Source organism: Clostridium sp. CTA-17 (genome assembly GCF_054767895.1).
The window spans coordinates 307,530-327,179 of sequence record NZ_BAAABF010000002.1 but is presented as its reverse complement, the minus strand read 5'-3'; the positions used below and the strand labels follow the sequence as shown (position 1 = coordinate 327,179).

The 19,650-nt window shown below is 27.2% G+C and carries 30 protein-coding genes, 1 tRNA gene and 1 pseudogene; 6 read left to right on the top strand and 26 right to left on the bottom strand.

The features are described 5' to 3' along the window. The 16 genes from ACYUCG_RS05820 to ACYUCG_RS05745 all read right to left on the bottom strand — a co-directional run bounded on the left by ACYUCG_RS05820 (nucleotide 1) and on the right by ACYUCG_RS05745 (nucleotide 9,498). Nucleotides 1–1,368, bottom strand: coding sequence for a terminase large subunit domain-containing protein (locus ACYUCG_RS05820; protein ID WP_460268278.1), 1,368 nt, complete (start codon nucleotides 1,366–1,368; stop codon nucleotides 1–3). Continuing rightward, nucleotides 1,361–1,882 (bottom strand): terminase small subunit, encoded by a 522-nt coding sequence (locus tag ACYUCG_RS05815; RefSeq protein ID WP_460268277.1) that lies wholly within the window; start codon nucleotides 1,880–1,882, stop codon nucleotides 1,361–1,363. Before ACYUCG_RS05815 ends, ACYUCG_RS05820 begins: the two co-directional genes overlap by 8 nt. 73 nt (nucleotides 1,883–1,955) lie before the next feature. After that, nucleotides 1,956–2,627: a hypothetical protein gene (locus tag ACYUCG_RS05810; protein ID WP_460268276.1), complete on the bottom strand. Its 672-nt coding sequence runs from the start codon at nucleotides 2,625–2,627 to the stop codon at nucleotides 1,956–1,958. Nucleotides 2,628–2,757: 130 nt separating this feature from the next. Further along, nucleotides 2,758–2,833: transfer RNA gene (locus ACYUCG_RS05805), tRNA-Asn, on the bottom strand. 390 nt (nucleotides 2,834–3,223) lie between these two features. Beyond that, on the bottom strand, nucleotides 3,224–3,415 hold the full coding sequence (locus ACYUCG_RS05800) for a hypothetical protein (RefSeq protein ID WP_283692668.1): 192 nt from the start codon (nucleotides 3,413–3,415) through the stop codon (nucleotides 3,224–3,226). A 103-nt stretch (nucleotides 3,416–3,518) separates the two neighbouring features. Continuing rightward, on the bottom strand, nucleotides 3,519–4,328 hold the full coding sequence (locus ACYUCG_RS05795) for a hypothetical protein (RefSeq protein ID WP_460268274.1): 810 nt from the start codon (nucleotides 4,326–4,328) through the stop codon (nucleotides 3,519–3,521). 61 nt (nucleotides 4,329–4,389) lie between these two features. Continuing rightward, nucleotides 4,390–4,863, bottom strand: a complete 474-nt coding sequence (locus ACYUCG_RS05790; RefSeq protein ID WP_460268273.1) for a DUF722 domain-containing protein — start codon at nucleotides 4,861–4,863, stop codon at nucleotides 4,390–4,392. Between the two features lie 134 nt (nucleotides 4,864–4,997). Continuing rightward, complete coding sequence (locus ACYUCG_RS05785; protein ID WP_283692673.1) at nucleotides 4,998–5,840, bottom strand: restriction endonuclease; 843 nt, start codon at nucleotides 5,838–5,840, stop codon at nucleotides 4,998–5,000. A 43-nt stretch (nucleotides 5,841–5,883) separates the two neighbouring features. Further along, nucleotides 5,884–6,057 (bottom strand): RusA family crossover junction endodeoxyribonuclease, encoded by a 174-nt coding sequence (locus ACYUCG_RS05780; RefSeq protein WP_460268332.1) that lies wholly within the window; start codon nucleotides 6,055–6,057, stop codon nucleotides 5,884–5,886. Beyond that, a complete protein-coding gene (locus tag ACYUCG_RS05775) occupies nucleotides 6,054–6,272 on the bottom strand; it encodes a hypothetical protein (protein ID WP_460268272.1) in 219 nt (72 codons plus the stop codon). Before ACYUCG_RS05775 ends, ACYUCG_RS05780 begins: the two co-directional genes overlap by 4 nt. Beyond that, nucleotides 6,273–6,986 (bottom strand): GntR family transcriptional regulator, encoded by a 714-nt coding sequence (locus tag ACYUCG_RS05770; RefSeq protein ID WP_221366663.1) that lies wholly within the window; start codon nucleotides 6,984–6,986, stop codon nucleotides 6,273–6,275. A 17-nt stretch (nucleotides 6,987–7,003) separates the two neighbouring features. Beyond that, entirely contained in the window at nucleotides 7,004–7,873 is an 870-nt protein-coding gene (locus tag ACYUCG_RS05765) for a recombinase RecT (protein WP_221366664.1), read from the bottom strand. A 1-nt stretch (nucleotide 7,874) separates the two neighbouring features. Continuing rightward, on the bottom strand, nucleotides 7,875–8,786 hold the full coding sequence (locus ACYUCG_RS05760; protein ID WP_124046009.1) for a YqaJ viral recombinase family nuclease: 912 nt from the start codon (nucleotides 8,784–8,786) through the stop codon (nucleotides 7,875–7,877). Next, complete coding sequence (locus tag ACYUCG_RS05755) at nucleotides 8,786–8,971, bottom strand: hypothetical protein (RefSeq protein WP_221366665.1); 186 nt, start codon at nucleotides 8,969–8,971, stop codon at nucleotides 8,786–8,788. Before ACYUCG_RS05755 ends, ACYUCG_RS05760 begins: the two co-directional genes overlap by 1 nt. 3 nt (nucleotides 8,972–8,974) lie before the next feature. Then, the gene (locus ACYUCG_RS05750) at nucleotides 8,975–9,214 is read right to left on the bottom strand and encodes a hypothetical protein (RefSeq protein ID WP_164805338.1); all 240 of its coding nucleotides are present in this window, start codon (nucleotides 9,212–9,214) and stop codon (nucleotides 8,975–8,977) included. 119 nt (nucleotides 9,215–9,333) lie between these two features. After that, on the bottom strand, nucleotides 9,334–9,498 hold the full coding sequence (locus tag ACYUCG_RS05745) for a hypothetical protein (RefSeq protein WP_164799973.1): 165 nt from the start codon (nucleotides 9,496–9,498) through the stop codon (nucleotides 9,334–9,336). Nucleotides 9,499–9,590: 92 nt separating this feature from the next. Between ACYUCG_RS05745 and ACYUCG_RS05740 the strand changes: the two genes are divergently transcribed. Further along, complete coding sequence (locus tag ACYUCG_RS05740) at nucleotides 9,591–9,800, top strand: KTSC domain-containing protein (protein WP_164805337.1); 210 nt, start codon at nucleotides 9,591–9,593, stop codon at nucleotides 9,798–9,800. Here the strand turns inward: ACYUCG_RS05740 and ACYUCG_RS05735 are convergent. From ACYUCG_RS05735 to ACYUCG_RS05725, 3 genes are read right to left on the bottom strand one after another with little or no spacing between them, the layout of a single operon-like run. Next, entirely contained in the window at nucleotides 9,797–10,081 is a 285-nt protein-coding gene (locus ACYUCG_RS05735) for a BC1881 family protein (RefSeq protein ID WP_070956705.1), read from the bottom strand. The genes ACYUCG_RS05740 and ACYUCG_RS05735 overlap by 4 nt on opposite strands. A gap of 14 nt (nucleotides 10,082–10,095) precedes the next feature. After that, entirely contained in the window at nucleotides 10,096–10,275 is a 180-nt protein-coding gene (locus ACYUCG_RS05730) for a hypothetical protein (protein WP_003460779.1), read from the bottom strand. After that, entirely contained in the window at nucleotides 10,269–10,502 is a 234-nt protein-coding gene (locus ACYUCG_RS05725; protein WP_003460782.1) for a hypothetical protein, read from the bottom strand. The genes ACYUCG_RS05730 and ACYUCG_RS05725 overlap by 7 nt, the downstream gene beginning before the upstream one ends. Nucleotides 10,503–10,687: 185 nt before the next feature. Here ACYUCG_RS05725 and ACYUCG_RS05720 point away from each other — a divergent pair, with 185 nt between their 5' ends. After that, nucleotides 10,688–10,927, top strand: a complete 240-nt coding sequence (locus ACYUCG_RS05720; protein ID WP_460268270.1) for a hypothetical protein — start codon at nucleotides 10,688–10,690, stop codon at nucleotides 10,925–10,927. On the opposite strand, the gene ACYUCG_RS05715 is transcribed toward ACYUCG_RS05720, so the two are convergent. From ACYUCG_RS05715 to ACYUCG_RS05705, 3 genes are read right to left on the bottom strand one after another with little or no spacing between them, the layout of a single operon-like run. Next, a complete protein-coding gene (locus ACYUCG_RS05715; RefSeq protein WP_198614748.1) occupies nucleotides 10,924–11,115 on the bottom strand; it encodes a hypothetical protein in 192 nt (63 codons plus the stop codon). The genes ACYUCG_RS05720 and ACYUCG_RS05715 overlap by 4 nt on opposite strands. Before the next feature lie 49 nt (nucleotides 11,116–11,164). Next, nucleotides 11,165–12,013 carry an ORF6N domain-containing protein gene (locus ACYUCG_RS05710; protein WP_460268269.1) on the bottom strand — a complete coding sequence of 283 codons (849 nt, stop codon included), beginning with the start codon at nucleotides 12,011–12,013 and terminating at the stop codon, nucleotides 11,165–11,167. Between the two features lie 11 nt (nucleotides 12,014–12,024). Beyond that, the gene (locus tag ACYUCG_RS05705) at nucleotides 12,025–12,261 is read right to left on the bottom strand and encodes an XRE family transcriptional regulator (RefSeq protein WP_206527619.1); all 237 of its coding nucleotides are present in this window, start codon (nucleotides 12,259–12,261) and stop codon (nucleotides 12,025–12,027) included. A 143-nt stretch (nucleotides 12,262–12,404) separates the two neighbouring features. Between ACYUCG_RS05705 and ACYUCG_RS05700 the strand changes: the two genes are divergently transcribed. The 4 genes from ACYUCG_RS05700 (at nucleotide 12,405) to ACYUCG_RS05685 (ending at nucleotide 15,847) form a co-directional block, all read left to right on the top strand. Next, nucleotides 12,405–12,905, top strand: a complete 501-nt coding sequence (locus ACYUCG_RS05700) for a helix-turn-helix domain-containing protein (protein WP_243158626.1) — start codon at nucleotides 12,405–12,407, stop codon at nucleotides 12,903–12,905. 19 nt (nucleotides 12,906–12,924) lie between these two features. Further along, complete coding sequence (locus ACYUCG_RS05695) at nucleotides 12,925–13,377, top strand: ImmA/IrrE family metallo-endopeptidase (RefSeq protein ID WP_164799969.1); 453 nt, start codon at nucleotides 12,925–12,927, stop codon at nucleotides 13,375–13,377. Nucleotides 13,378–13,468: 91 nt separating this feature from the next. After that, the gene (locus ACYUCG_RS05690) at nucleotides 13,469–14,191 is read left to right on the top strand and encodes a hypothetical protein (protein WP_460268268.1); all 723 of its coding nucleotides are present in this window, start codon (nucleotides 13,469–13,471) and stop codon (nucleotides 14,189–14,191) included. 147 nt (nucleotides 14,192–14,338) lie between these two features. Continuing rightward, nucleotides 14,339–15,847: a recombinase family protein gene (locus ACYUCG_RS05685; RefSeq protein ID WP_265884811.1), complete on the top strand. Its 1,509-nt coding sequence runs from the start codon at nucleotides 14,339–14,341 to the stop codon at nucleotides 15,845–15,847. Between the two features lie 23 nt (nucleotides 15,848–15,870). On the opposite strand, the pseudogene ACYUCG_RS05680 reads toward ACYUCG_RS05685, so the two are convergent. From ACYUCG_RS05680 to ACYUCG_RS05665, 4 genes and pseudogenes are all read right to left on the bottom strand, one after another. After that, a pseudogene (locus ACYUCG_RS05680) lies at nucleotides 15,871–16,197 on the bottom strand (aminoacyl-tRNA deacylase); the annotation flags it as partial. 401 nt (nucleotides 16,198–16,598) lie between these two features. Then, entirely contained in the window at nucleotides 16,599–16,976 is a 378-nt protein-coding gene (locus tag ACYUCG_RS05675) for a hypothetical protein (RefSeq protein WP_283677732.1), read from the bottom strand. Between the two features lie 1,011 nt (nucleotides 16,977–17,987). Then, nucleotides 17,988–18,548 (bottom strand): AAA family ATPase, encoded by a 561-nt coding sequence (locus ACYUCG_RS05670; protein ID WP_003460069.1) that lies wholly within the window; start codon nucleotides 18,546–18,548, stop codon nucleotides 17,988–17,990. Between the two features lie 83 nt (nucleotides 18,549–18,631). Beyond that, on the bottom strand, nucleotides 18,632–19,582 hold the full coding sequence (locus ACYUCG_RS05665) for a ribonuclease Z (protein ID WP_460268267.1): 951 nt from the start codon (nucleotides 19,580–19,582) through the stop codon (nucleotides 18,632–18,634). Nucleotides 19,583–19,650 lie beyond the last annotated feature (68 nt).

The window sequence follows — 19,650 nt, the reverse complement described above, 5'->3', positions numbered from 1 at the left end:
CTATTCCTCCTTATAATCTCCTATCAATTTTCTAAAAGGTATCCATGCATACTGACTAGAGTTAATCGTATGATCGTTTGCATCTTCTGGCTCATATTTATCCTCTTTCCATGAATAGCACTCTAACTCTCTTAAATGCTCCTTACAACTATCTAAAACATAATAAAATACTTTACCATTGGTATTAATCCAACCTAAAGCTAAATGTATTCTGTCTAGTATAGTTACTTTCTTATAAGAGTTAATAAAGTTATACATACATGGATTAGTTCTTTTAAACTTCTTAAGCTCTGTTATTGTTGCTTGATCAGCACAATCTATAAACACATCTCTAGCAAATCCCCAATTTTTTCTATTCTTCTCTAAAAACTTAAAATATTTAGGAGCTATATCACTAGGAGCTAATGGAATTTCTAAGTCTTTATTGTTATATATCTCTTCATCTAATACAAATAACTCTTTCTTATCTGTAATACCTAAGAAAGTAAATGCAAAGGTATCTGGACTATTTTGAGAATATGCTGTATCTAATCCTGCTGTAAATTGAACAAACTTTAATTTCTTTTCTTTTATTTGCTTAATAATATAATCTTTAGATAATACATTATTCTTTCTTTCAAAGTTACTGAATATTAAACCTGTTGCTCTACCTCTTAAACCTAGTATCTTATTCTTATATAGCTTAGTTCCTTTAGGAGCACTAGTCTTTTTCTTTTCAATAGCCTCTTCATCTAAAGATGCATTATCATAGAAAGTAAAAAACCAGTAGGTCCAATTAGGTTTCTCTTCTGAATTGAGTTGCCCTAATATTTCTACTGGTACATCTTTCTTATATTTTTCTAATGGTCTACAGTAATTAATAAACTCTGAATATATAGGTAGATTAGGATCATCTGGATTAAGCGTCATCATAAGATAATCATTTCTAGTACATATTTCTCTTACAAACTCAATACTAGCTGTGTTAACCTCATCTATAAGTACACAACCAAATTGAGAACCTAAGGCCATTTTCCACTTATCTACGTTATCATAACCTAATATATATATTATTTTCTCACCATTAGGCGTTATATATCTTATATGAGGTATTTTATTATCTTTATCACCATTACCGTTATACTTAACTAAATCACCAAATACATCAGTAATCCCATATTCCTTTTGTATTAAGTTCTTTTCAGCAACTCCAGTTGTTTTGGCAGCAATAACATGCATTTTCTTAGGAGATTCTGCAACCATTAGCATAAACTTTAGTATTCCTACTGTAGTTTTTCCTGCTGCTGTTGTTCCCTCCAATGCTTCTACTGGTGCCCTATGCTTTAAAAAAGCTAAATACTTATCTGATAACTTGTATTCATCACTCATTATCATCACCCTTTAATTGGCTTAATATCGAATCTAGCTTTTTAGTATTATTAATGTTAGCCTTTATATTTACATTTTCCTTAAACATACCTAGATGTTTACCAATAAGTTCTAAAGCTTTTAACTTATCATTAAGTCTAACTTCTCTTTCAAGCATATCTCCATTTTCTGATTGCATGCTTTTAACCTTAACTGATTGAATAGCTGCTAAATCATCTACACTAGCATCTTCTTGTATTGAAGCTTTATTAAAATCAATAACATTTTTAGGATTAACAAATCCTATTCTTGCTAACTCTTGAAGAACTCTATCAGCATTTATTCCAGTCCTTTTTGACCTTTCTGCCATTGCTTGGTCTATACACGCACGAATGTTGGGTTTTGCTAAGTTTTCACATCCAATATCTCTTGCACTATTTGTACTATAACCTGCTCTAATTGCCGCCTGTGTGGCATTAAGGTCTATTAAATATTCTTCTACGAATCTTTGTTGTTTTTCAGTTAATTTTGCCACAATACCACCACCTTTCTTTATAAAATAAAAATAGAACCTTAAATCTTAAGGCTCTATTTTTATTAAAATTCAATTAATTTATAAGTCTATTATCTTTTTCTAAATTTAATTTAATTTCAACGTAAGATTCCTTTAAATCATGATTTTCATTAAAAGTTAACGTTCCAAATTCTAGTATCATTTCATAATCACTTTCATACTCATTATTAATTACATCTTTATACCTCAAATTAACTTTAACAGTAATATTTTTATCAAAACTTTTATCCTCAAAAGAAATTGTAGTTATAAGAGATTTAATTATAAAATCAATTACTCCATCTACATAAAATTCAATCTTATTTTGTGAACCTATAGCATTAATATTAATATTACTCCATCTTTTAATATTCTCTAAAATAAAAAATGTATTATCTACATTTATAAGGCCACCATCAATTTTTATCTTATCTCCCAGTTTAGAAATATCATTAAAATCTAGCAAAATTTTTATTTTTATGTCCTTAGCTAATCCAGAACCTATATTAGTTAATTCAAACTTAGTTCTACTATGTTCATCATTAATATTATCAATCCTAACAGAATTATTTTGATTTAAAATAACTAAATGTGGTTTTACACTTAACTTTCTTTGAACTTCCATTTCTTTTAATGTTCTGTATGATAATATTATTGCCGATAATGATATTAAAGCTAAAATTATGTTAACAATATCACTAATTGTTATTTGATTTGACAATTCCATTTAACCACCCCATAACCATTATAAGACAAAATATTGCATAATAAAAGAATCTAGTTTATGCTAGATTCTTTAAACACATCATCTTCCATAACCCCTTCCAGAGAATGTTCTAATTTTATCATATTTTTAATGGCGGAGATAGAGAGAATTGAACTCTCGACCAATATATTAACAGTCTACTGCTCTACCAACTGAGCTATATTCCCATAAAGCAGGAACTTAATGCTGCAATGTAATGGAAATAAGATTTTTAAATAAGAACTTTTAAATTAGCAATTGTGATTAAAAATTTATAAAAGGGGAAGGTAAAGGAGTTGCACCTTTAAAATACTCTTCTTTCCACGATGCAAGGCATTTCAGCCTTGCTTTCCGTTTGCTCATAGTTAAATTTTAATTCACATATCAAAGGAGGTTTTAAATGAAACCTATCCAAAAGGTTCATCAGCACAATTACATAGTAACATAATAAAACGTGAGTATGGTGGGATTAAAAAGGACTAATAAAGGGGGATTCTTCTTCTCTTTTATAAATATTTATTCTAAAATTTCACCAATTAATTTTTAATTATAAAATGTACTTAAAGTTATTTAATATTTTATTTTAATGGATAAATAGTTATATTATTTTGTCTACATAATAATATAAACTTTTCTAAATCTGATTCGTTCACTTCTATAGTCAATCCACCACTTCCAATAGTCTTAAAGTTTACCCCTTCTCTATTTAATTCATTTGTAAATTTAGGCATTATTTTATAATTTCTAGTATCTACTTTAAATCTCTTCACCTTAATTCCTCCAAAATTATTTCAAAATGTATAATTATTATTTAATTATACTATACAAGTTAATTTTTTCAAACATGTGCTTATTAATTTATGTAATATAATGTTAATTTGATTCTGAACTCCATTCTAACCTAGCTCCTTCAAATAATTCATTTATCTCATTTAAATATACTGAATATAAAGATTCCTCGTCATAATTATTCTTCATAATAATAGCTGGTATTACATTCGATTTAGTTGAAGAATTAGAGTTTATATGCACAGAAATTAAAAAGTCATCCAACCTGTAAAACGCAGTATTTATATTCCCTTTAGTAAAGTATAATTCTAGCTTTCCTTCAAAATTATTACTGCAACACCTTTTCTTTCTTTCATTATATTTCTTTTTCCAAAATTCAACTACTTGATTTGTTTTTTGTTTAATATCTCCTATGCTACTTTCATATTGTAAAGCTAGTACTTGTGCTAAATGTGCTTCTGGATCTAATAATAATATCCTTACAGTAGTTGCTTTTTTTGATATATTATCTAAAATATATTCTATATTATCATTAGTCCAATGTTCTCCTCTAATATGAATGATATCTATACTTTTCTTTGATTTATTTATGTATTCTTTATAATTTATTTTGTTATTAGCATCAGTAGTTATATTTATAATTTTCAGTTTATCAATATCATTTTTCAAATCCACTCTTTGACAAATTGATTCAATAAAACTCTGAGCCATAAATACCTTATCAAAAACCCCTATTATACCAGAAATTAATATAGCTGAAGCTATATTAGAAATCATATTTTTAGATATTGCACTATTCAAATTTTCACTAAAAAACAAAAGTAGTAATGAAATTACTAACATTAATAAAATAACTATCCAATGCTTTAAATTCATTTTTTTTATTTTATTCAAAGATCCCCCTCCTAAAATTTAGATAACATCATTAATTATACCATATTTTTAAATATATAGCTTATATTATAAATTTTTCTTGAACTCCTGGATTGTAGAAAATAAAATCTGCAATCTGCTTTATTATCTTAGTTCTTAATTCCTTTCTACAGTAATCCTTATTATATCTTAAAATATAAGCCACGTTTCCCCAACTAACATTAGGCTGATTGATGTACTTTAACTTAACTAAATCCTTTTCTTCTTTAGTTCTAAGCGTTTGTATAGCTAAATCAATTCTCCTTTTTAACTTAATCTTATATTCTAAATCTCTATTAAGATAGAATAGTTCTTTCTCTTTTCTTATCACTTCATCCTCAACCATACTACTAAATTTATTTGTTGCTCCACTTTTCTCACTATATCCAATAGCTACACAACCAGTATAAGATTCTTTTATATCTTCAATCTCTGCTTTAATTAATTTAATTTCAGTGGATAATTTATTGTAATTCTTAAGCAAGTTCTCTGTTTTTTTTAATAATTCTTTATCCATATAAACCTCCTATGTTAGTAATTATTTATTTTTAAAATATTAATTATCCTTTCTTTTAACCTCTAAATTAAAATAAAAAATACCGTATATTTAACCTTTAAATAATACGGCATTTTCTTAATAATTATTTAATTTTATATTTCTAATCCATACCAATTCCCATCTGTTTGAGGCAATTGTCTTTGACGTACACCCTTCATAAATTTATGACGCATCTCATAAAAATCTTCGCTTAATTCCAACTTATCTTCTTCAATTGAACTATCAATAAATTCATCCCATTCTTGCATAATTCTCAAATGTAATGCCTGTTCTATCTCTAAAAATGCATTTAAGTATAGTTCGATATTGTTTAAGCACGACTTGCATCCGTATATAAATAAATATTTATCGTTAGAATCTTTTGTTAAGCCAGCAATAGATTTAGGTATATTTTTATCAGTCAAAATATCTTTTCCGCATATAACACATTTCAAAGGCTTATATTCATCTTCTGATACGTTCATATAATATTTATGCGGATATAAACCGAAGCTTTGTAAAATTTTAGTATCCATTGATTGCATTATAGTTGTAATTATAGATGGATCAAAAATTTTATAATGGTATTGTTTATTTTTACATATTCCGTCTAATCTATTTTGTAATCCTGTAGTAATTCCAGTTGAATAAAATCCTATAAAACCTTTTGAATCATGCTGCAATAATCTATCTACAATATTTATCTCATCATCTACTCCAACATGTCTACCCGAATTTATATAATGCTTACAACTAACTAAATATTTGATATCATCTTTCTCTACAAAAAAATCCTTTCCTCCATCTGTTCCGTAAGCAGGTAACGTTAGACTCCTATACCCTGCTTTTTCTAATACTACGGCTGAGAATTTTTCCCATTCTTCATCAGTCATATTCTTAAAAAACTTTTCAAATCTATTCATATTTAATCCTCCTAAAATGTTATAAATTAACATCTATATAATACCATATTATTAAATTTTAAAAGAACATCATTATTTATCTTAATTCAAACTCAACTCTCTCAGTCTCTTCCGTATAGCTTTTAATAATCCTAAGATCTACAATTTGACTATCATCTTTATAAGCAACACCATTTAAGCTATCTAATATAATTTTTGCTATATTATCTACATCTGGTTTCTTCGTTGGCTTTTCTAATTCATCCCTTATGGCTTGTACACGCTTTTTGCTATATGACTTAGGTATTTATAGTAAGCAATAATTAAAGCTTTTATAGATCCTTCTAGGTATCTTCCACTTATTTCTCTAACTTTTAAATAAGCAGCTACTTCTCTATTTCTTTCTATTTTTCTTTTAGCTAAATCTCTATAGGTCTTTAATGCTAGTTCATGTACTGAATAAACTTCTAGTAAATTAACTTTCACTTAAATCACCTCTATTTTTTTATGAGTTTCAATCTCTAATGTTGGAATATACTTTTTAATAGCTCCTTTAGAAAATTTGTTATCTGGTTTAATTTTTATAACTTCATTTTCTTCAACAATATCTGCATTGTTAAAGAAAGTTCTATAACATACATCTGTTAAGTAATTAGCTAATAATTTATGGCTAGGAGAAGGATAGGAACGAGGTGAGGTTGATTTTACTACTTCTTTTCCTTCTTTCTCATTTTTTTCATTCTTCTCATTCTTTTCATTATTGTTTGTGTATACCTCATGGTTTTTTTGTGGTATAGCATATGGTTCTTCTATGGTTTCTTTGTGGTATACGCTATGGTTTTTTTGTGGTTTTTTTACGGTTTTTTCACCCTCTGAAAAATCTTGATAATCGTTGTACTTACTAACTTTCAAGGTGGTACCCTTTTTCGATTTTTTTAATTCAATCATTTGTTCACTTTCAAGTAACTTTAAGAACTTTCTTACAGTTGTTTTTGATACACCCCATCGCTTAGCTAATTTCAACTCAGAAGTATGATGTTCCCCTCTTTCTACCTCTATTAATTCATTGCCTAATAAGAATTTATTTTCTTTATGGTTAGCTAGAAGGATGATATCTAGCCACCATTTTAACTTTTGTGGATCTTGCCATATCCAATGCTCTTGGATATTTCTATAAAGCTTTATCCATCCTTCTGCCATAACTAACCCCTCCTATCTTATAATGGTGTTCCTTCAAACATATTTTCTTGTCCTTCAAGAACTTCATTGTTACTATCAACTGTATAATCAGCTTCAATAACACCCTCATTCTCATTATTTTCTTGAATATCATCAATATTAGCTTGTACATTTTCTATATCATCCATTAGACCTTTATTAATTAAGTTTTCATCTGCTGTATATGCCTTTTGCATTTCTATACTTAAAATTCCCCATTTAGATAATAGGTTTCTTAGAACTGTTTTCTTAGCCATTGCATCAAAATTGCTTTTCCAAACAGAATTTTTTGAATTAACTGTCTTTGAAAATTTATTTGCATGATTATTTACTTCTTCTTTGGTCCAGAATACTGTCTTTTCAAATCCATTTATTAATTTAAAATATCCTGCATATCCAATTACTGCCTCGCTCTCACGTTTGCTAAAGTCAACCTCAATTTCTTCTGTTAATGGATTCCATGAAACTAATTCGCCTTCTCTTATTTCAACTACATTTATAGACTTATATTGACCTGTTCTTAATGCTAATTGAATATACCCTTTATATCCCATTTGAAATTGTGCTCTATTCCCATATGGAACTACCCATGCATATCCTAAATTCTTGTCTACAGGTAAATCCATTGTAGCTGCTACCATACAACTAGCTATTACACTCATTCCTTCACATTTTTGTAAGTTAGTATCTGAATTAACTAAGTTAACTATTGAACTCATATATTGAGGTGCCTTTTCATTTAATACCTCTTCAAACCTTTTCTTTATAGTTGGACTATCCATTAATCCTTTAACTGTATTTCCAACTGATAAACTATTACCAGTTCCCTTCTTTGCTAATTGATTTTTTAAACTTGATGCTGTTGCCATATTATTTTTCCTCCTTAATTACTAATCTTCTGCTTATACTTTCTTTTAAATATTTTTCATAATCATCCTTAAGTAATTCTTTAATTTTTAAACTATCTAAATTTTTTCTTACGGATTGTTTTAAACTAATACTATATCCAGGAGCATTAGCATACTCTGCATGTCCTATATTTTGCTTTAATTGGTTCTCTATCTCTTTAATTTCTTGCTCTACATTATCTTTATATTCTTTGAGTTCTTTTCTTTTATTAAGTAACTCTTTCCATGATGAATCTAGTTTTATAACTTCACCTTCATTAACTTTTTTATATCTTTCATTAACCCACTTCTCAGCAGCGCTTGAACCATCTAATGCAGGTGGTGTTTTATCTTTGACCATTTTCCAAAAATCTTTTTCAGCTTCAATAATGTATTTTATAAGTTCATCATCACGCTCAACTTCTTTCCAAATAAACTTTTGTCCACCAATCAAAACTGCTATATATCCTTTAGTTGCTCCTGTAACTGCTAAGTAATGTTGAACTTGTACTAAATAACTAGCAGGTACTTCTTCCTCTTCCCATTCCTTAGATAAATACTGATTAGCTGTTTTACATTCTAAAATTGAATTTTCTCCTACAATTCTTCTATCTATGTTAGCAACCATAAATGGATAATCTTTATTTTGAAAGTGCCTTCTATCTCTTCTTACTTTCTTACCAGTTCTCTTTTCAAATTCTTTAGCAACTACTTCTTCAAATTGATCTCCCCAATAGGCTGATTCTGATTGCTCTCCTACTTCTAAAATAGGTTCTGTTTTTTCTAAATAAACTTCAAAAGCTGTTTTATATTTATTTAATCCTAGGATAGCTCCTATATCGGAGCCACCTATTCCTTTCTGTCTTTCTCTAAGCCATTCTAATCTCTCTTCCATTAGAATCCCTCCTCTGCTTCTTTTCTAAAGGTTTCAATGCATTCACAACATATTAAGTTATCTCCAATAGCGTAATAACTTTCTCCTGCATATATGTTGCAACCACATTCAGTACAAGTTTCTACAGCTCTTGGCTCTTCTCTATTGAATCTATACTCATAACAACAATCTGGTAAATTACCCATAAGTTACAGCTCCTTTACTGTTTCTCCAGTTTCAATATCATAAATTTCACCATTGTCTAAATCCATTCCTAGTGGTAATATATCCTTGAGATTTATTTCTTGAGTGCCTTGGCTACTTTGGTCGGTGCCTTGGTACTCTGTTTTTATTTCTTTCTCTATTAAAACGTTTATAGTTTCATCTATTGTTAGTTTGCTTAGTCTTTCTTGTACATTTTTTGTAATCTTCTTAGCTAGTTCTAACATAAGACTAACCAACCTAATATTTTATAAACTACATAATAGATAATGCTCCAAATTACAATTAGTACAATTAAAATTACTAAGCAACCTGTATTAACTTTTCTCATTTCTACTACTCCTAACTAAATTCTTATTGGATCCATAGCTTTATTTTCGAGCTTATCCCAAAATATAATGCCATCCTTAGTAACTCTATGAACTCCAAATCTCTTGGAAGGTTCCTTCACTCCATATAATTCTTTAAGTAATTTCTTTTGTTTTTGAGTTAATCTTTTTAATTGTTTCATTATTTTTCTCCTTTCCTCTTCTCCATTCAACACATTTCTACAAACTTTTTAATTTAAAGGTTGTACACTTATATTGAGAGGAGGTGTTTTTTATGAATATGATACCTGTATCATCAAGTAACTTAGTTGCGGTTGGTTATGATTCAAGTACTGCTACCTTAAGAATTGCCTTTCATTCTGGAGTTTATGATTACTACAATGTTCCACAGAATATATTTGAAGGGCTTTTAAACGCTTCATCTAAAGGCAAATATCATCATGCTTTTATAAAGAATTCTTATAGATACAGTAAGGTTCACTAATCAATTATATTTAAAACTATTGCGGGTCCACATATTGTTATATTTTTTTCAGTATGTGGATTTACATTTATTAATTCTACCCCTTCTCTTTGTGATAATAGACTAACTAAATCTTTAGTACTTAATCCGTTTTTATGCGCTTTAATAATTAATTCTAAAGCTCTTATATCATCATCTGTAACCTCAAAATTTCTATTGTCGTTAAAGTTATCAAGAATCTCTCCTAATTGAACTAAAGCTGTATCAAAATCCTTTACGAATACATATTTATTATTTTCCATTATAAAATTCCTCCTTAAATTACATTTGTTGAAAATATTAAAGCTAACATATTGCATGTACTTAGTATTAAGTATTTAAAACTTTGCCTTGGCTCTTTTTCATCTAGGCTTTTAATCATAAAATATACACTTAGATATAAAGCTGTAACTGTTGATATTATTCCTAAGATGATTCTTCCTTTTGGAGTTAACATTCTTCTACACTCCTTAATTTCTGTAATTCAGTTCTAGCCTCAATTTCTTTTTTAGCTAGAAATTTATTAAACCTTTCTACTGTTTCCATTGATGGTTGTCTTACAATAGTGACTTTAGATGATCCTATATAACCATCTGTAACAAATGGTTTACCATCCTTTATAATTAACTTTGGGAATAAACTTTCATCCCAATCATTTGGATTTTCTTTTTTTCTTTTAGCCATCCTAATATCCTCCTTTAAATATTTTTCTTTATCTCTAAAATAATATTAATAAATCTTGTCCTATTCATTTTTTTAGTATCAGGGGGATATGCTATTTACTGATACTTGTCCTATATATTTCCAAGCTTTATAATTTAAGTATCAGCTCTGCCAAGCTGAAATAAATTATGAAAAGTGGTGATTTTATGAAAAACATCTATGCTTGTTTAATAGGTAATTGGGTAAATTTATGCGATGACCCTAATTGTAAAATGGGACCTAACCATGCTTCTCCTCAAATTTGGTGGGAGGAAAAAGCTGAGATTTGGAGTCCTTTTAAAAAAGAAGATGAACATACAATGTACCAACAAGATTACATCTATATTAATTACTTAGGTAAGGACTACCGTATTCACCCAATGTTTATCCAAATAGTAGATTGTTAGTATTTTCTTTTTAGATAAACATCTATTTGAGTTAAGTCGTCAATTTTTATATTGGCGGCTTTTCTATTAAAATACATATCTATTCCTTCTTTTATATATATCCATTCAGATTTATCTAAACCTACTATTTGTGATTTAATAGCTTCTATTTTTTCTTCTGTAAGATTCTTAAAAACTTTCTTACTCATTTAAATCCCTCCTTCCATTTTGTTGACCTTACTAATATGGTCTAAATGTTTAACTGTATTTAATAGCTAATTCTTTTACTATAGCTAAATATCCCTCTTTCAATCTGTTATCTCTCTCAATAACATCTAAATAATTAAGTTTGTCTCTTTTAGATTTACAAACTCCTTCTTCTGCCATTCTTCTACGCATATTGGTAAGCTGTACATCTAGTTTGCATCTTAACCTAGTTCTCATAAGTGAATACACTTCTGTTTGAACAGCATGTATATAACTATTACCACCTAAGTAATGAGCCATTTTAACTATCATCTTTCTAGAATCTTCTCTCCAATTGCTAGTATTAATAGCTACAACTTCTCTTATAGCTTGTACTTCTTCTCTGCTCTTGACGGCTTCTTCTTTAGCTTCTAAAGCCTTATCATTAACCTCATTAAGCTGTTGCTTTATTTTCTTTTGCTCTAATTCACTCTTTGCTACAGCTTGAAGCATTTTATTAAACATTTGAAGCTCTGGACTTAGCTCTGACATATCAAAAGTATTTTCTTCATTCTTAACTCTGAAATATTTATTAACCAATTCTCTTTGAACTGTCCACGCTAAATCATCTGATAAACTTTTTACTAACATTAAGTAGCCACTTTCAGTAATTAACGTTCCTGTAGCTGCAAATTTATCAAATTCAAAGCTTAGTACGAAATCCGTACCGACCTCTGATTTATTTATTAAAAAATAATCAATACCTTCAACAAAATGTTTTTTATTATCACTAAAATTTCTTTTTGCTGTTCCTTCTACTCTTTCATGCAATCTATCAATATCTTTAAACGTTACAACCCTTTGTCCATTAAATTCTTTTACTGATAAATCAGAATTATTGATTTTTACTAAATCATTCATTTTAATTACTCCTAACTTACTTTTTTACTTGGAACTATTTCTTTAAATAGATAAGTTACGTTTTTATTTGGAAATAATTCTTTGTTAATAAGCAAAGCTTCACTTAAATATAATGGTGCTTTGCCTGCTAATTTTCTTCCTGCTGTATCTCTATTAATTTCTAAAAGTTCGGCTATCTTCTTAATAGTGATTTGTTTTCTTGCCATCTCTGCTCTTAAATTAGAAAACATTATATTAGAAGTTCTCATTTTTTTCACCCCCTATTAACGCATTGCGTTGTTTATGCTTTAATATTATCGCGCATAGCGTTAATTGTCAACACTTTTTTTATATAAAAACATTGCAATGCGTGAAAAAAGTAGTATAATAATATCGAAAGGATGTGAATTCATTGGAATTTTACAAGGTTTTAGAAAATTTAATGAAAAATAGAAATTTATCAATTCCTGATATCGCTAGGGCTACTGGGTTATCAGATTCAACACTTAGAAGCATAATTTCTAGAAAAACAAAAAATATTTCACTAGAAGTCGCTTTTAAATTATCTCAAGGTCTAAATGTTTCTCTTGAAGAACTTAATGGAGATAAAGAAATTACTAGTAACTCTCTTGAAAAATACTCAGCGGAAGAACAGCAACATATAGAAGATCTGAGAAAATTAAATGATATAGGTAAAAACAAAGTCATTACTTATACTAAAGATTTAATGGATAATCCTAAATTTATAAATGAGCCTGTTCAAAAGCAAAGTGAAGATGAAATTTCATCAACTTCTTTAGATGATTTTGAACCATATTTACTTGCTGCTCATAGTGATGGACTTGATGAAGAAACTAATAAAGCTAATATAGAAAAAATTAAAAAGATGTATTTAGAAATTAAAGGTAAATAACCTATATTAGGGGTTAAAAATGACGAAATACGAGGAACTTACGGAAGAAATTGGCTCTTATGGTGTAAAAGTGGTTGAGATGAGATTAGGTCAAGATTGTGGATATTGCTGTAATGATATTATTTTTATAAATGAAACTTCAACAGAAAAAACAAAATACTGTATATTAGCTGAGGAAATCGGACATTATTTCACTAATTATGGGAATGTAACCAATCTTTCAAAAATAGAAAATATTCATCAAGAAAATAAGGCTCGTGCTTGGGCATATGAAAGATTAATCTCTCCCGAAGCTTTGATAGAAGCATTAATAAAAGGAGTAAACTCTGCAGAAGAAATAACAGAATATTTCAATATAACTAAAGATTTTTTTCTAGAAGCAATTAGCTATTATCGTAAAAAATACGGAATTTATTATGTAGGTAAAAATTACTTATTGAATTTAGACCCACTATATATAGTTAATTTTTAATTATAACTTTTATTATGCTAGGCTATTTATTAGTTATATATAAACGATAAATCAAAATATTTTTTTTATTATTTTAATGGAGGAATATTTCATGTTTAAAAACATATGTGATTTTGATAAATTTGATAATATTATCATAACTGACGATAATATCAAAAAAATAAGAGAAAAGTTAAATGTAAATGAATATATTCCGTTTATGGGTATTTTCAATGAATGTGTTATTCTTTTTAAAGAAGGAATTAGTAGACAATATGTGTATTATAATCAAATTAATGAAAATATTGTTCATATAGAAAGTTACAATTATGAAAAAGGAAAGTTAATATTCATCTGTTCTTTCGATTTGGATTTTAGAATAAATGGTTCTACTTTATCTGATAGAATAACTAATATTAGAAAAGGATTTAGTATTATTAAACTCCCTAAACACCAAATAGAATATTATATAAATTATGTATCATGTCGATATGCTGGTATTGTTGGATACTTTTACTTGATTCAGAAAAATAAAAAAATAATTACATTAGAAACTATTGCTCGCTCACAATCAGGTAATAATAAAAATATACAAAGTAAAGCAAAAATGACGCAGTATCGAAGTATTATAAAATTTGAAGATATTGAGATAACAATAAATACTAAAAATCAAAATTCATTAGATATATTTAAAAAGAAATATAATAAGCATACAAATTCTTGGGGAGTAAGAGGCCACTATAGAACATTAAAAAGTGGGAAAAAAATATTTATAAAAGCATATACAAAAGGGGATAAAAATAAATATAAACCTAAAGATTATGAAATTTCTTAAAAGTTAAACTCTCAAAAATTATACGAAGGAAAGTTTGAAATGAACCGTAACATAATTTATACATAATAATAAAATACACTTAATAATCTCATAAGAATAACTAATTATCTATCTTTTGAAAATATATCTTTAGAAGGAGGTGCTTATATGAAAAGAATAGCAATTTACAGTAGAAAATCTGTATATATAGAAGGTTCTATATCAATAGAAACTCAAATTAATATGTGTAAGGAGTATATGTTAAAAAAATTTAAAGATTGTGAATTTAAAATATTTGAAGATGAAGGTTTTAGCGGTGGTAATACTAATAGACCAGCCTTTCAAAAAATGCTTAGATTAGCTGAATTAAAACAAATAGATATAGTTGTTTGCTATAAAATAGATAGAATAGCAAGAAATACACTAGACTTTCTAAATATACTAGAAATGTTTAAAGAAAATAATGTTGAGCTTATATCTATAACAGAAGGTTTTGACCCCAATACTCAAATGGGTAAAGTAATGCTTACACTACTAGCAAGTTTTGCTGAAATGGAAAGAAGTAATATTCAACAAAGAGTAAAAGATAATTTACTATCTATAGCTAAAAAAGGTAAATGGACGGGTGGCTCTCCTCCTACAGGATTTAAAAACAATCCAAATGGTGGTATTGAATGGGATAATAAAGATATGATCTTAGATGTATTCAATATGAAATATGAAAAAAGTAAAAATACTGACCTTATTCAGTTTATACAACATAAGTACAACCATAAATTTTTAGGAGGTACATTAGCAACAACTTTAAGAAAACCTATTTATGTTAAGAGCTCCTCTTCAGTATCCCTTTATTTAAAGTCTAAAGGATATATAGTTCAAGGTACTGAAGATAATATACATTCATATTTAACATATACAGATAAGGACACTAAATATGCTATTGTTAGTAATATAGTTGGATTAGTAGAACCTTCTATTTGGATTTCTGTAAATAAAGATATGGATAAAAATATTTCAAGAGAAGGTAATAGATTTAGTGAAAAGTTTTGGCTTACTAAAACTATTAGGTGTAAATGCTGTGGACAAACATATTGCGGACAAACCAAAACCACTAAAACTAAGTACTATAATAAAAAAGGTGAAGAAAAAATATATGTATCAACCTATAGTTATTACTCTTGTAGAGATGCTGTTCGTGGTAAGCTAAAAACTTGTAATAATACTAAAAGGATTAAACAAGATGTATTAGAAGCTAAAGTTTCAGCTTTAATATATTCTTTAAAAGATGAAAAAATATTTAATTCATCATACTCTATAAATAAAGTTGATAACTCTTTTAAAATAGCTAGCTTAAATAAAAAAGTAATTGAAATTGATAAAACAATTTCTAATCTTACTGATAAAATAGCATTACTAAGTAATGATGCTTCATTAATATTTATAGATAAAATTGAAAATTTAATAAAAGAAAAGTCATCTATCAAGAGTAATATTGTAGAATTAGAGTTACAAGAATTAAATTCAAAGATAAAAACAGATAAAGCTCTTATATATAATAATATAAAAGCTTTTAATAATAATTTAAGTGTTGATGACAAAAGAAAAATTACTATGAGTATATTTAAAAAGATTGTTTATGATCCTGAAACAAATGATTTAGATGTTACCTTTATGTGACATCTTTTTGTCTAAATAAACTGTGGTGAACATCCACCACGAATGTAGCCAGTGTATTTTAATATATCCTTAACTGCTATCATTTCAACCTTCTTTTCTCCAGCTATTTTAGCAGCATTCTTTAAATCTAATTCTTCTGCCACTGGTATAACAAAAACATATAATTCTTTGCTTGTTCCTTGAGCTACCAATGTTTTAAATACATTCTTCTCATCTACTCCAATTTTATGAGCTACAGAAATTCCATCTATTTTTCCATCTTCACTTTCATAGCTTAACATTTCATAATGAACCTTTTTAGAATCCAATATTCTCATAGCATTTGTCTTAAGCTTCTTATCTTTTGCCATAATTTTCACCTCTTAAACTTAAATCATTTATAATTATACAATAAAATTCTTTAAAAACTAAGCTTAACTTAATATTATCTCAGATGAAGTTAATATAAATTAAGATATTTTGTGTCAATATTTTCAGTATATAATATCAAATCTTATTGAATCAAAATTCTAGATTAATGGTAAAATACATCAAATATAAACTCTTAAATCTAGTAAGATTATAAAGATCATATACAAATAATTTAGAAGCTAAAACACAAACTCATCTAACCAAAGCTAAATTACTTAAGCTACATTATTATCTAGATTTATTCTATTTATTTACTTCCAGGTGGCCATTTATATCATCCCTTTGATAAACATATAATAAAAAAATGCTTTTATAATAAATTTATTATAAAAGCATTTTTTTATTTGTTTAATTTTTCAAATATAGCTTTATCATTATTTGAAAATTCGTTTAAATCATTCGATTGTATAAGATTCCCATTGGCATAGTTTAATTTAGTATAACCGTTTTCGCCTATAGTATAAACATATGGTTCTATTTCTTTATAATTTGATACCAGATCAATACGGTGCTGATTTTTAGTATCAAACAAATCTAATTTTTTATTGAAATTTTTATCAACACATTTATAGATGGCAAACTGTCCATCTACACCAAAGGATTCAATAGTATCTCTATCTCCTGTAGAAGAGTATCTATGTGCTTCGTTATTATTTCCACAACCTAGAAATAAAAGAACGAAACTTAAAGCTATAAATATTAAAGAGAATTTTTTCATTTGTTCCTCCTAAAAAGTAATTTTAAAAATATTTTAATCATATTAATAATACCATTATTTTTAATATAATTAAAATATTTCTATATTGTATTAAGCAAATTAGTAATTAATAGCATATACTCCTCCCATAATATAAAATAATTTATATCTAAATTTTAATATAAATTACATTTAATAATTATATTCTTATTATAATTACTGAAAAATACTATCCATATATATTGAATTTAGATTTATAATTATATAAAAATAATTAAAGAAAGTGTTTTTAAGGCAAGAAAAATCGATAAAAATAAAAAAAATACTTGAAAATATTAAATATTATCAAGTATTTTTCATTACTTTACCAATTCCAAAAGCAATTCCATACATCTTTATAACTAAAATCTTTTTTGCATAAAATAATGTATATGAAAAATATTGATGTAAGAATTCCCGAGGGAATATTTACACTTCTTGCTCTTCCAGTTGGAAAATAAAATACACATTGTACCAATATTAAGAATAAGAAATTTATTAAAAAATAATCAGGATCAGTCTTAATTTTTTCTAAATTAAACCACAAAAATCGTTTCAAATTATCCACCCTCTATTATTAAATTGGAAGTAAAAGCATTATCACATTAGTTACAAATCAATTAATCTTGATATTAAATTTTTCTTCATAGTTCTTCGCCTATTTCATATGTTTTACAATTTTATTATATTAACACATAAAATAACTTCAATACTCTCTGCATAACAGGTCATTTTTCATGCAAAACTGGTCAAAAATCAAACTTTCAACTAATCAAATATTAAAAATAAACATTTTTAAAAACTTTGTTCTAACTAAATTAAATTATAAATTGGATTCTTAACTTTTTATTTATAAAAAAAGCTAGATAGGGTTCCCTACCTAGCATTATCGTTATAACTAATTCTTAGTTATCCTTTTAAGCTATATATTACTGTTTAACTCTTTATTTAAATATAATCTTATAATAATAAATAATTTATCTCCATAAAATTTTATAGTCCATTTTCAACCACAAAATCTGTTACTTCCTTTGTTAAGTCCTTAAAAGATCCGCTATTATCCACTGTAAAATCACATAAGTCAATTATTTTTCTTGTATTCTTTTCAAGGTCATCTTGTGAATTTTGTTCATAACCATCTCTACTTTTTAATCTTTCTATTCTTACTTTCTCATCACATTTAACCCCTAATGTTTTGAAACCGCTCTTTTTCCAGAATTCAAAATCCTCATATGTTCTTCCACCAGTTACTATTATAAGTTGCTCATTATCTATATCTTTCATAGATTTCTTTTTAAACTTATCTAGTATTTTTCCTAATACATAGTAACTTAAAAAGTCTTCATCTATTTCCTTAAGTTTTATAGCCGTATCTACATAAAATTCTCTTTTTTTATTTTCCCACTTATCTGTTGCTAAAAATATACATGACATATCCCTAACTAGGTCTCCTATATTAAAGAAACTAACACTTTTTTCTGAATATTCATTTATAAGCTTAGCTACAGTATCTTTTCCTGAACCTTTTTCTCCAAAAACTATTAACCCCTTCATATTATCAATCCCTTTCTTAGTTATAAGATTACATAACAATTATAACATTTATTGGAATTTTTAAACATCTTATTTTATTTTAATTATTCTTTAAAATTTAAAGTTTTTTCCTCTCCATCACTTCCAGCATGGGAATTTTCAAATACCTCTCTTGCATTATGTATAAATTCCTTTTGATCATTAATAGATGGACTAAAATGAGTTAATAATAATTCCTTTACCTGACCCCTTTTAGCTAAATTAGCTGCCTCCTTAAAAGTCATATGTTTATTTTTTATGGCCTTATGCATATCCTCTTCACTTCCATAAGTCCCTTCACATATGTATAAATCACTTTCCTTTATAAAACCTGGTATATCCTCTGTAGGTCTTGTATCTGTTGTGTAACTTAGTTTTATTCCCTTTCTTTCATCTCCTAAGACCATGTAACTATAATATTTAACTCCATTTAAACTAACTTCCTCATTTCTTTGAAGTTTAGACCACACTTCCTTTGGAACTTTATTCATTAAAGCTTTTTCCACATTAAATTTTCTTCCTCTCCTTATATTAAAAGAGTATCCTAAACAAGGAGATGAATGGTCTAATTCTAGAGTTTTTATACTTAAATCTGAACTTATTTTTTCATTCAATTCAACTAATTCCATTTTTTCTTTTTTAACCATGAATTCTAAATTACTTGCATCTTCTAGTACGTTAAGTTTATATGGAAGATATGGGAGAGTTATTAAAAATCCCTCTATAACCTCTTTTATTCTCTTAGGTCCTATTATATATATATCCTCTACTCTTCCACTATTCCCAATTGTAGAAAGTAATCCTGGTAATCCATATATATGATCTCCATGAAGATGACTTATACAAATAATATCTATACTTTTAAATCCAGTTCCATTTACCCTCATAGAAACCTGCGTGCCCTCTCCACAGTCTAAAAGAATTTTTCTCCCCTTGAAATTCATAACAACTGATGATAAAAATCTATTTGGCATAGGCATGCCTCCCCCTGTTCCTAACAAGGTTACATTTAACATGTTAATCAATCCTCTCTTTCTATAACTAATTATATTATATAGCAAAATAACCTTTATTATAAAAAAAG

Bases quoted from the DNA above. Each gene is read 5' to 3' on its own strand.
- ACYUCG_RS05705 (WP_206527619.1), bottom strand. From the start codon at position 12,261: ATGAGAACTTCTAATATAATGTTTTCTAATTTAAGAGCAGAGATGGCA.
- ACYUCG_RS05820 (WP_460268278.1), bottom strand. From the start codon at position 1,368: ATGAGTGATGAATACAAGTTATCAGATAAGTATTTAGCTTTTTTAAAG.
- ACYUCG_RS05765 (WP_221366664.1), bottom strand. From the start codon at position 7,873: ATGGCAACAGCATCAAGTTTAAAAAATCAATTAGCAAAGAAGGGAACT.
- ACYUCG_RS05755 (WP_221366665.1), bottom strand. From the start codon at position 8,971: ATGGGTAATTTACCAGATTGTTGTTATGAGTATAGATTCAATAGAGAA.
- ACYUCG_RS05710 (WP_460268269.1), bottom strand. From the start codon at position 12,013: ATGAATGATTTAGTAAAAATCAATAATTCTGATTTATCAGTAAAAGAA.
- ACYUCG_RS05675 (WP_283677732.1), bottom strand. From the start codon at position 16,976: ATGAAAAAATTCTCTTTAATATTTATAGCTTTAAGTTTCGTTCTTTTA.
- ACYUCG_RS05770 (WP_221366663.1), bottom strand. From the start codon at position 6,986: ATGGCAGAAGGATGGATAAAGCTTTATAGAAATATCCAAGAGCATTGG.
- ACYUCG_RS05670 (WP_003460069.1), bottom strand. From the start codon at position 18,548: ATGAAGGGGTTAATAGTTTTTGGAGAAAAAGGTTCAGGAAAAGATACT.
- ACYUCG_RS05690 (WP_460268268.1), top strand. From the start codon at position 13,469: ATGTTTAAAAACATATGTGATTTTGATAAATTTGATAATATTATCATA.
- ACYUCG_RS05735 (WP_070956705.1), bottom strand. From the start codon at position 10,081: ATGGAAAATAATAAATATGTATTCGTAAAGGATTTTGATACAGCTTTA.
- ACYUCG_RS05730 (WP_003460779.1), bottom strand. From the start codon at position 10,275: ATGTTAACTCCAAAAGGAAGAATCATCTTAGGAATAATATCAACAGTT.
- ACYUCG_RS05760 (WP_124046009.1), bottom strand. From the start codon at position 8,786: ATGGAAGAGAGATTAGAATGGCTTAGAGAAAGACAGAAAGGAATAGGT.
- ACYUCG_RS05740 (WP_164805337.1), top strand. From the start codon at position 9,591: ATGAATATGATACCTGTATCATCAAGTAACTTAGTTGCGGTTGGTTAT.
- ACYUCG_RS05790 (WP_460268273.1), bottom strand. From the start codon at position 4,863: ATGGATAAAGAATTATTAAAAAAAACAGAGAACTTGCTTAAGAATTAC.
- ACYUCG_RS05715 (WP_198614748.1), bottom strand. From the start codon at position 11,115: ATGAGTAAGAAAGTTTTTAAGAATCTTACAGAAGAAAAAATAGAAGCT.
- ACYUCG_RS05810 (WP_460268276.1), bottom strand. From the start codon at position 2,627: ATGGAATTGTCAAATCAAATAACAATTAGTGATATTGTTAACATAATT.
- ACYUCG_RS05685 (WP_265884811.1), top strand. From the start codon at position 14,339: ATGAAAAGAATAGCAATTTACAGTAGAAAATCTGTATATATAGAAGGT.
- ACYUCG_RS05725 (WP_003460782.1), bottom strand. From the start codon at position 10,502: ATGGCTAAAAGAAAAAAAGAAAATCCAAATGATTGGGATGAAAGTTTA.
- ACYUCG_RS05665 (WP_460268267.1), bottom strand. From the start codon at position 19,582: ATGTTAAATGTAACCTTGTTAGGAACAGGGGGAGGCATGCCTATGCCA.
- ACYUCG_RS05720 (WP_460268270.1), top strand. From the start codon at position 10,688: ATGAAAAACATCTATGCTTGTTTAATAGGTAATTGGGTAAATTTATGC.
- ACYUCG_RS05750 (WP_164805338.1), bottom strand. From the start codon at position 9,214: ATGTTAGAACTAGCTAAGAAGATTACAAAAAATGTACAAGAAAGACTA.
- ACYUCG_RS05745 (WP_164799973.1), bottom strand. From the start codon at position 9,498: ATGAAACAATTAAAAAGATTAACTCAAAAACAAAAGAAATTACTTAAA.
- ACYUCG_RS05785 (WP_283692673.1), bottom strand. From the start codon at position 5,840: ATGTTAATTTATAACATTTTAGGAGGATTAAATATGAATAGATTTGAA.
- ACYUCG_RS05695 (WP_164799969.1), top strand. From the start codon at position 12,925: ATGACGAAATACGAGGAACTTACGGAAGAAATTGGCTCTTATGGTGTA.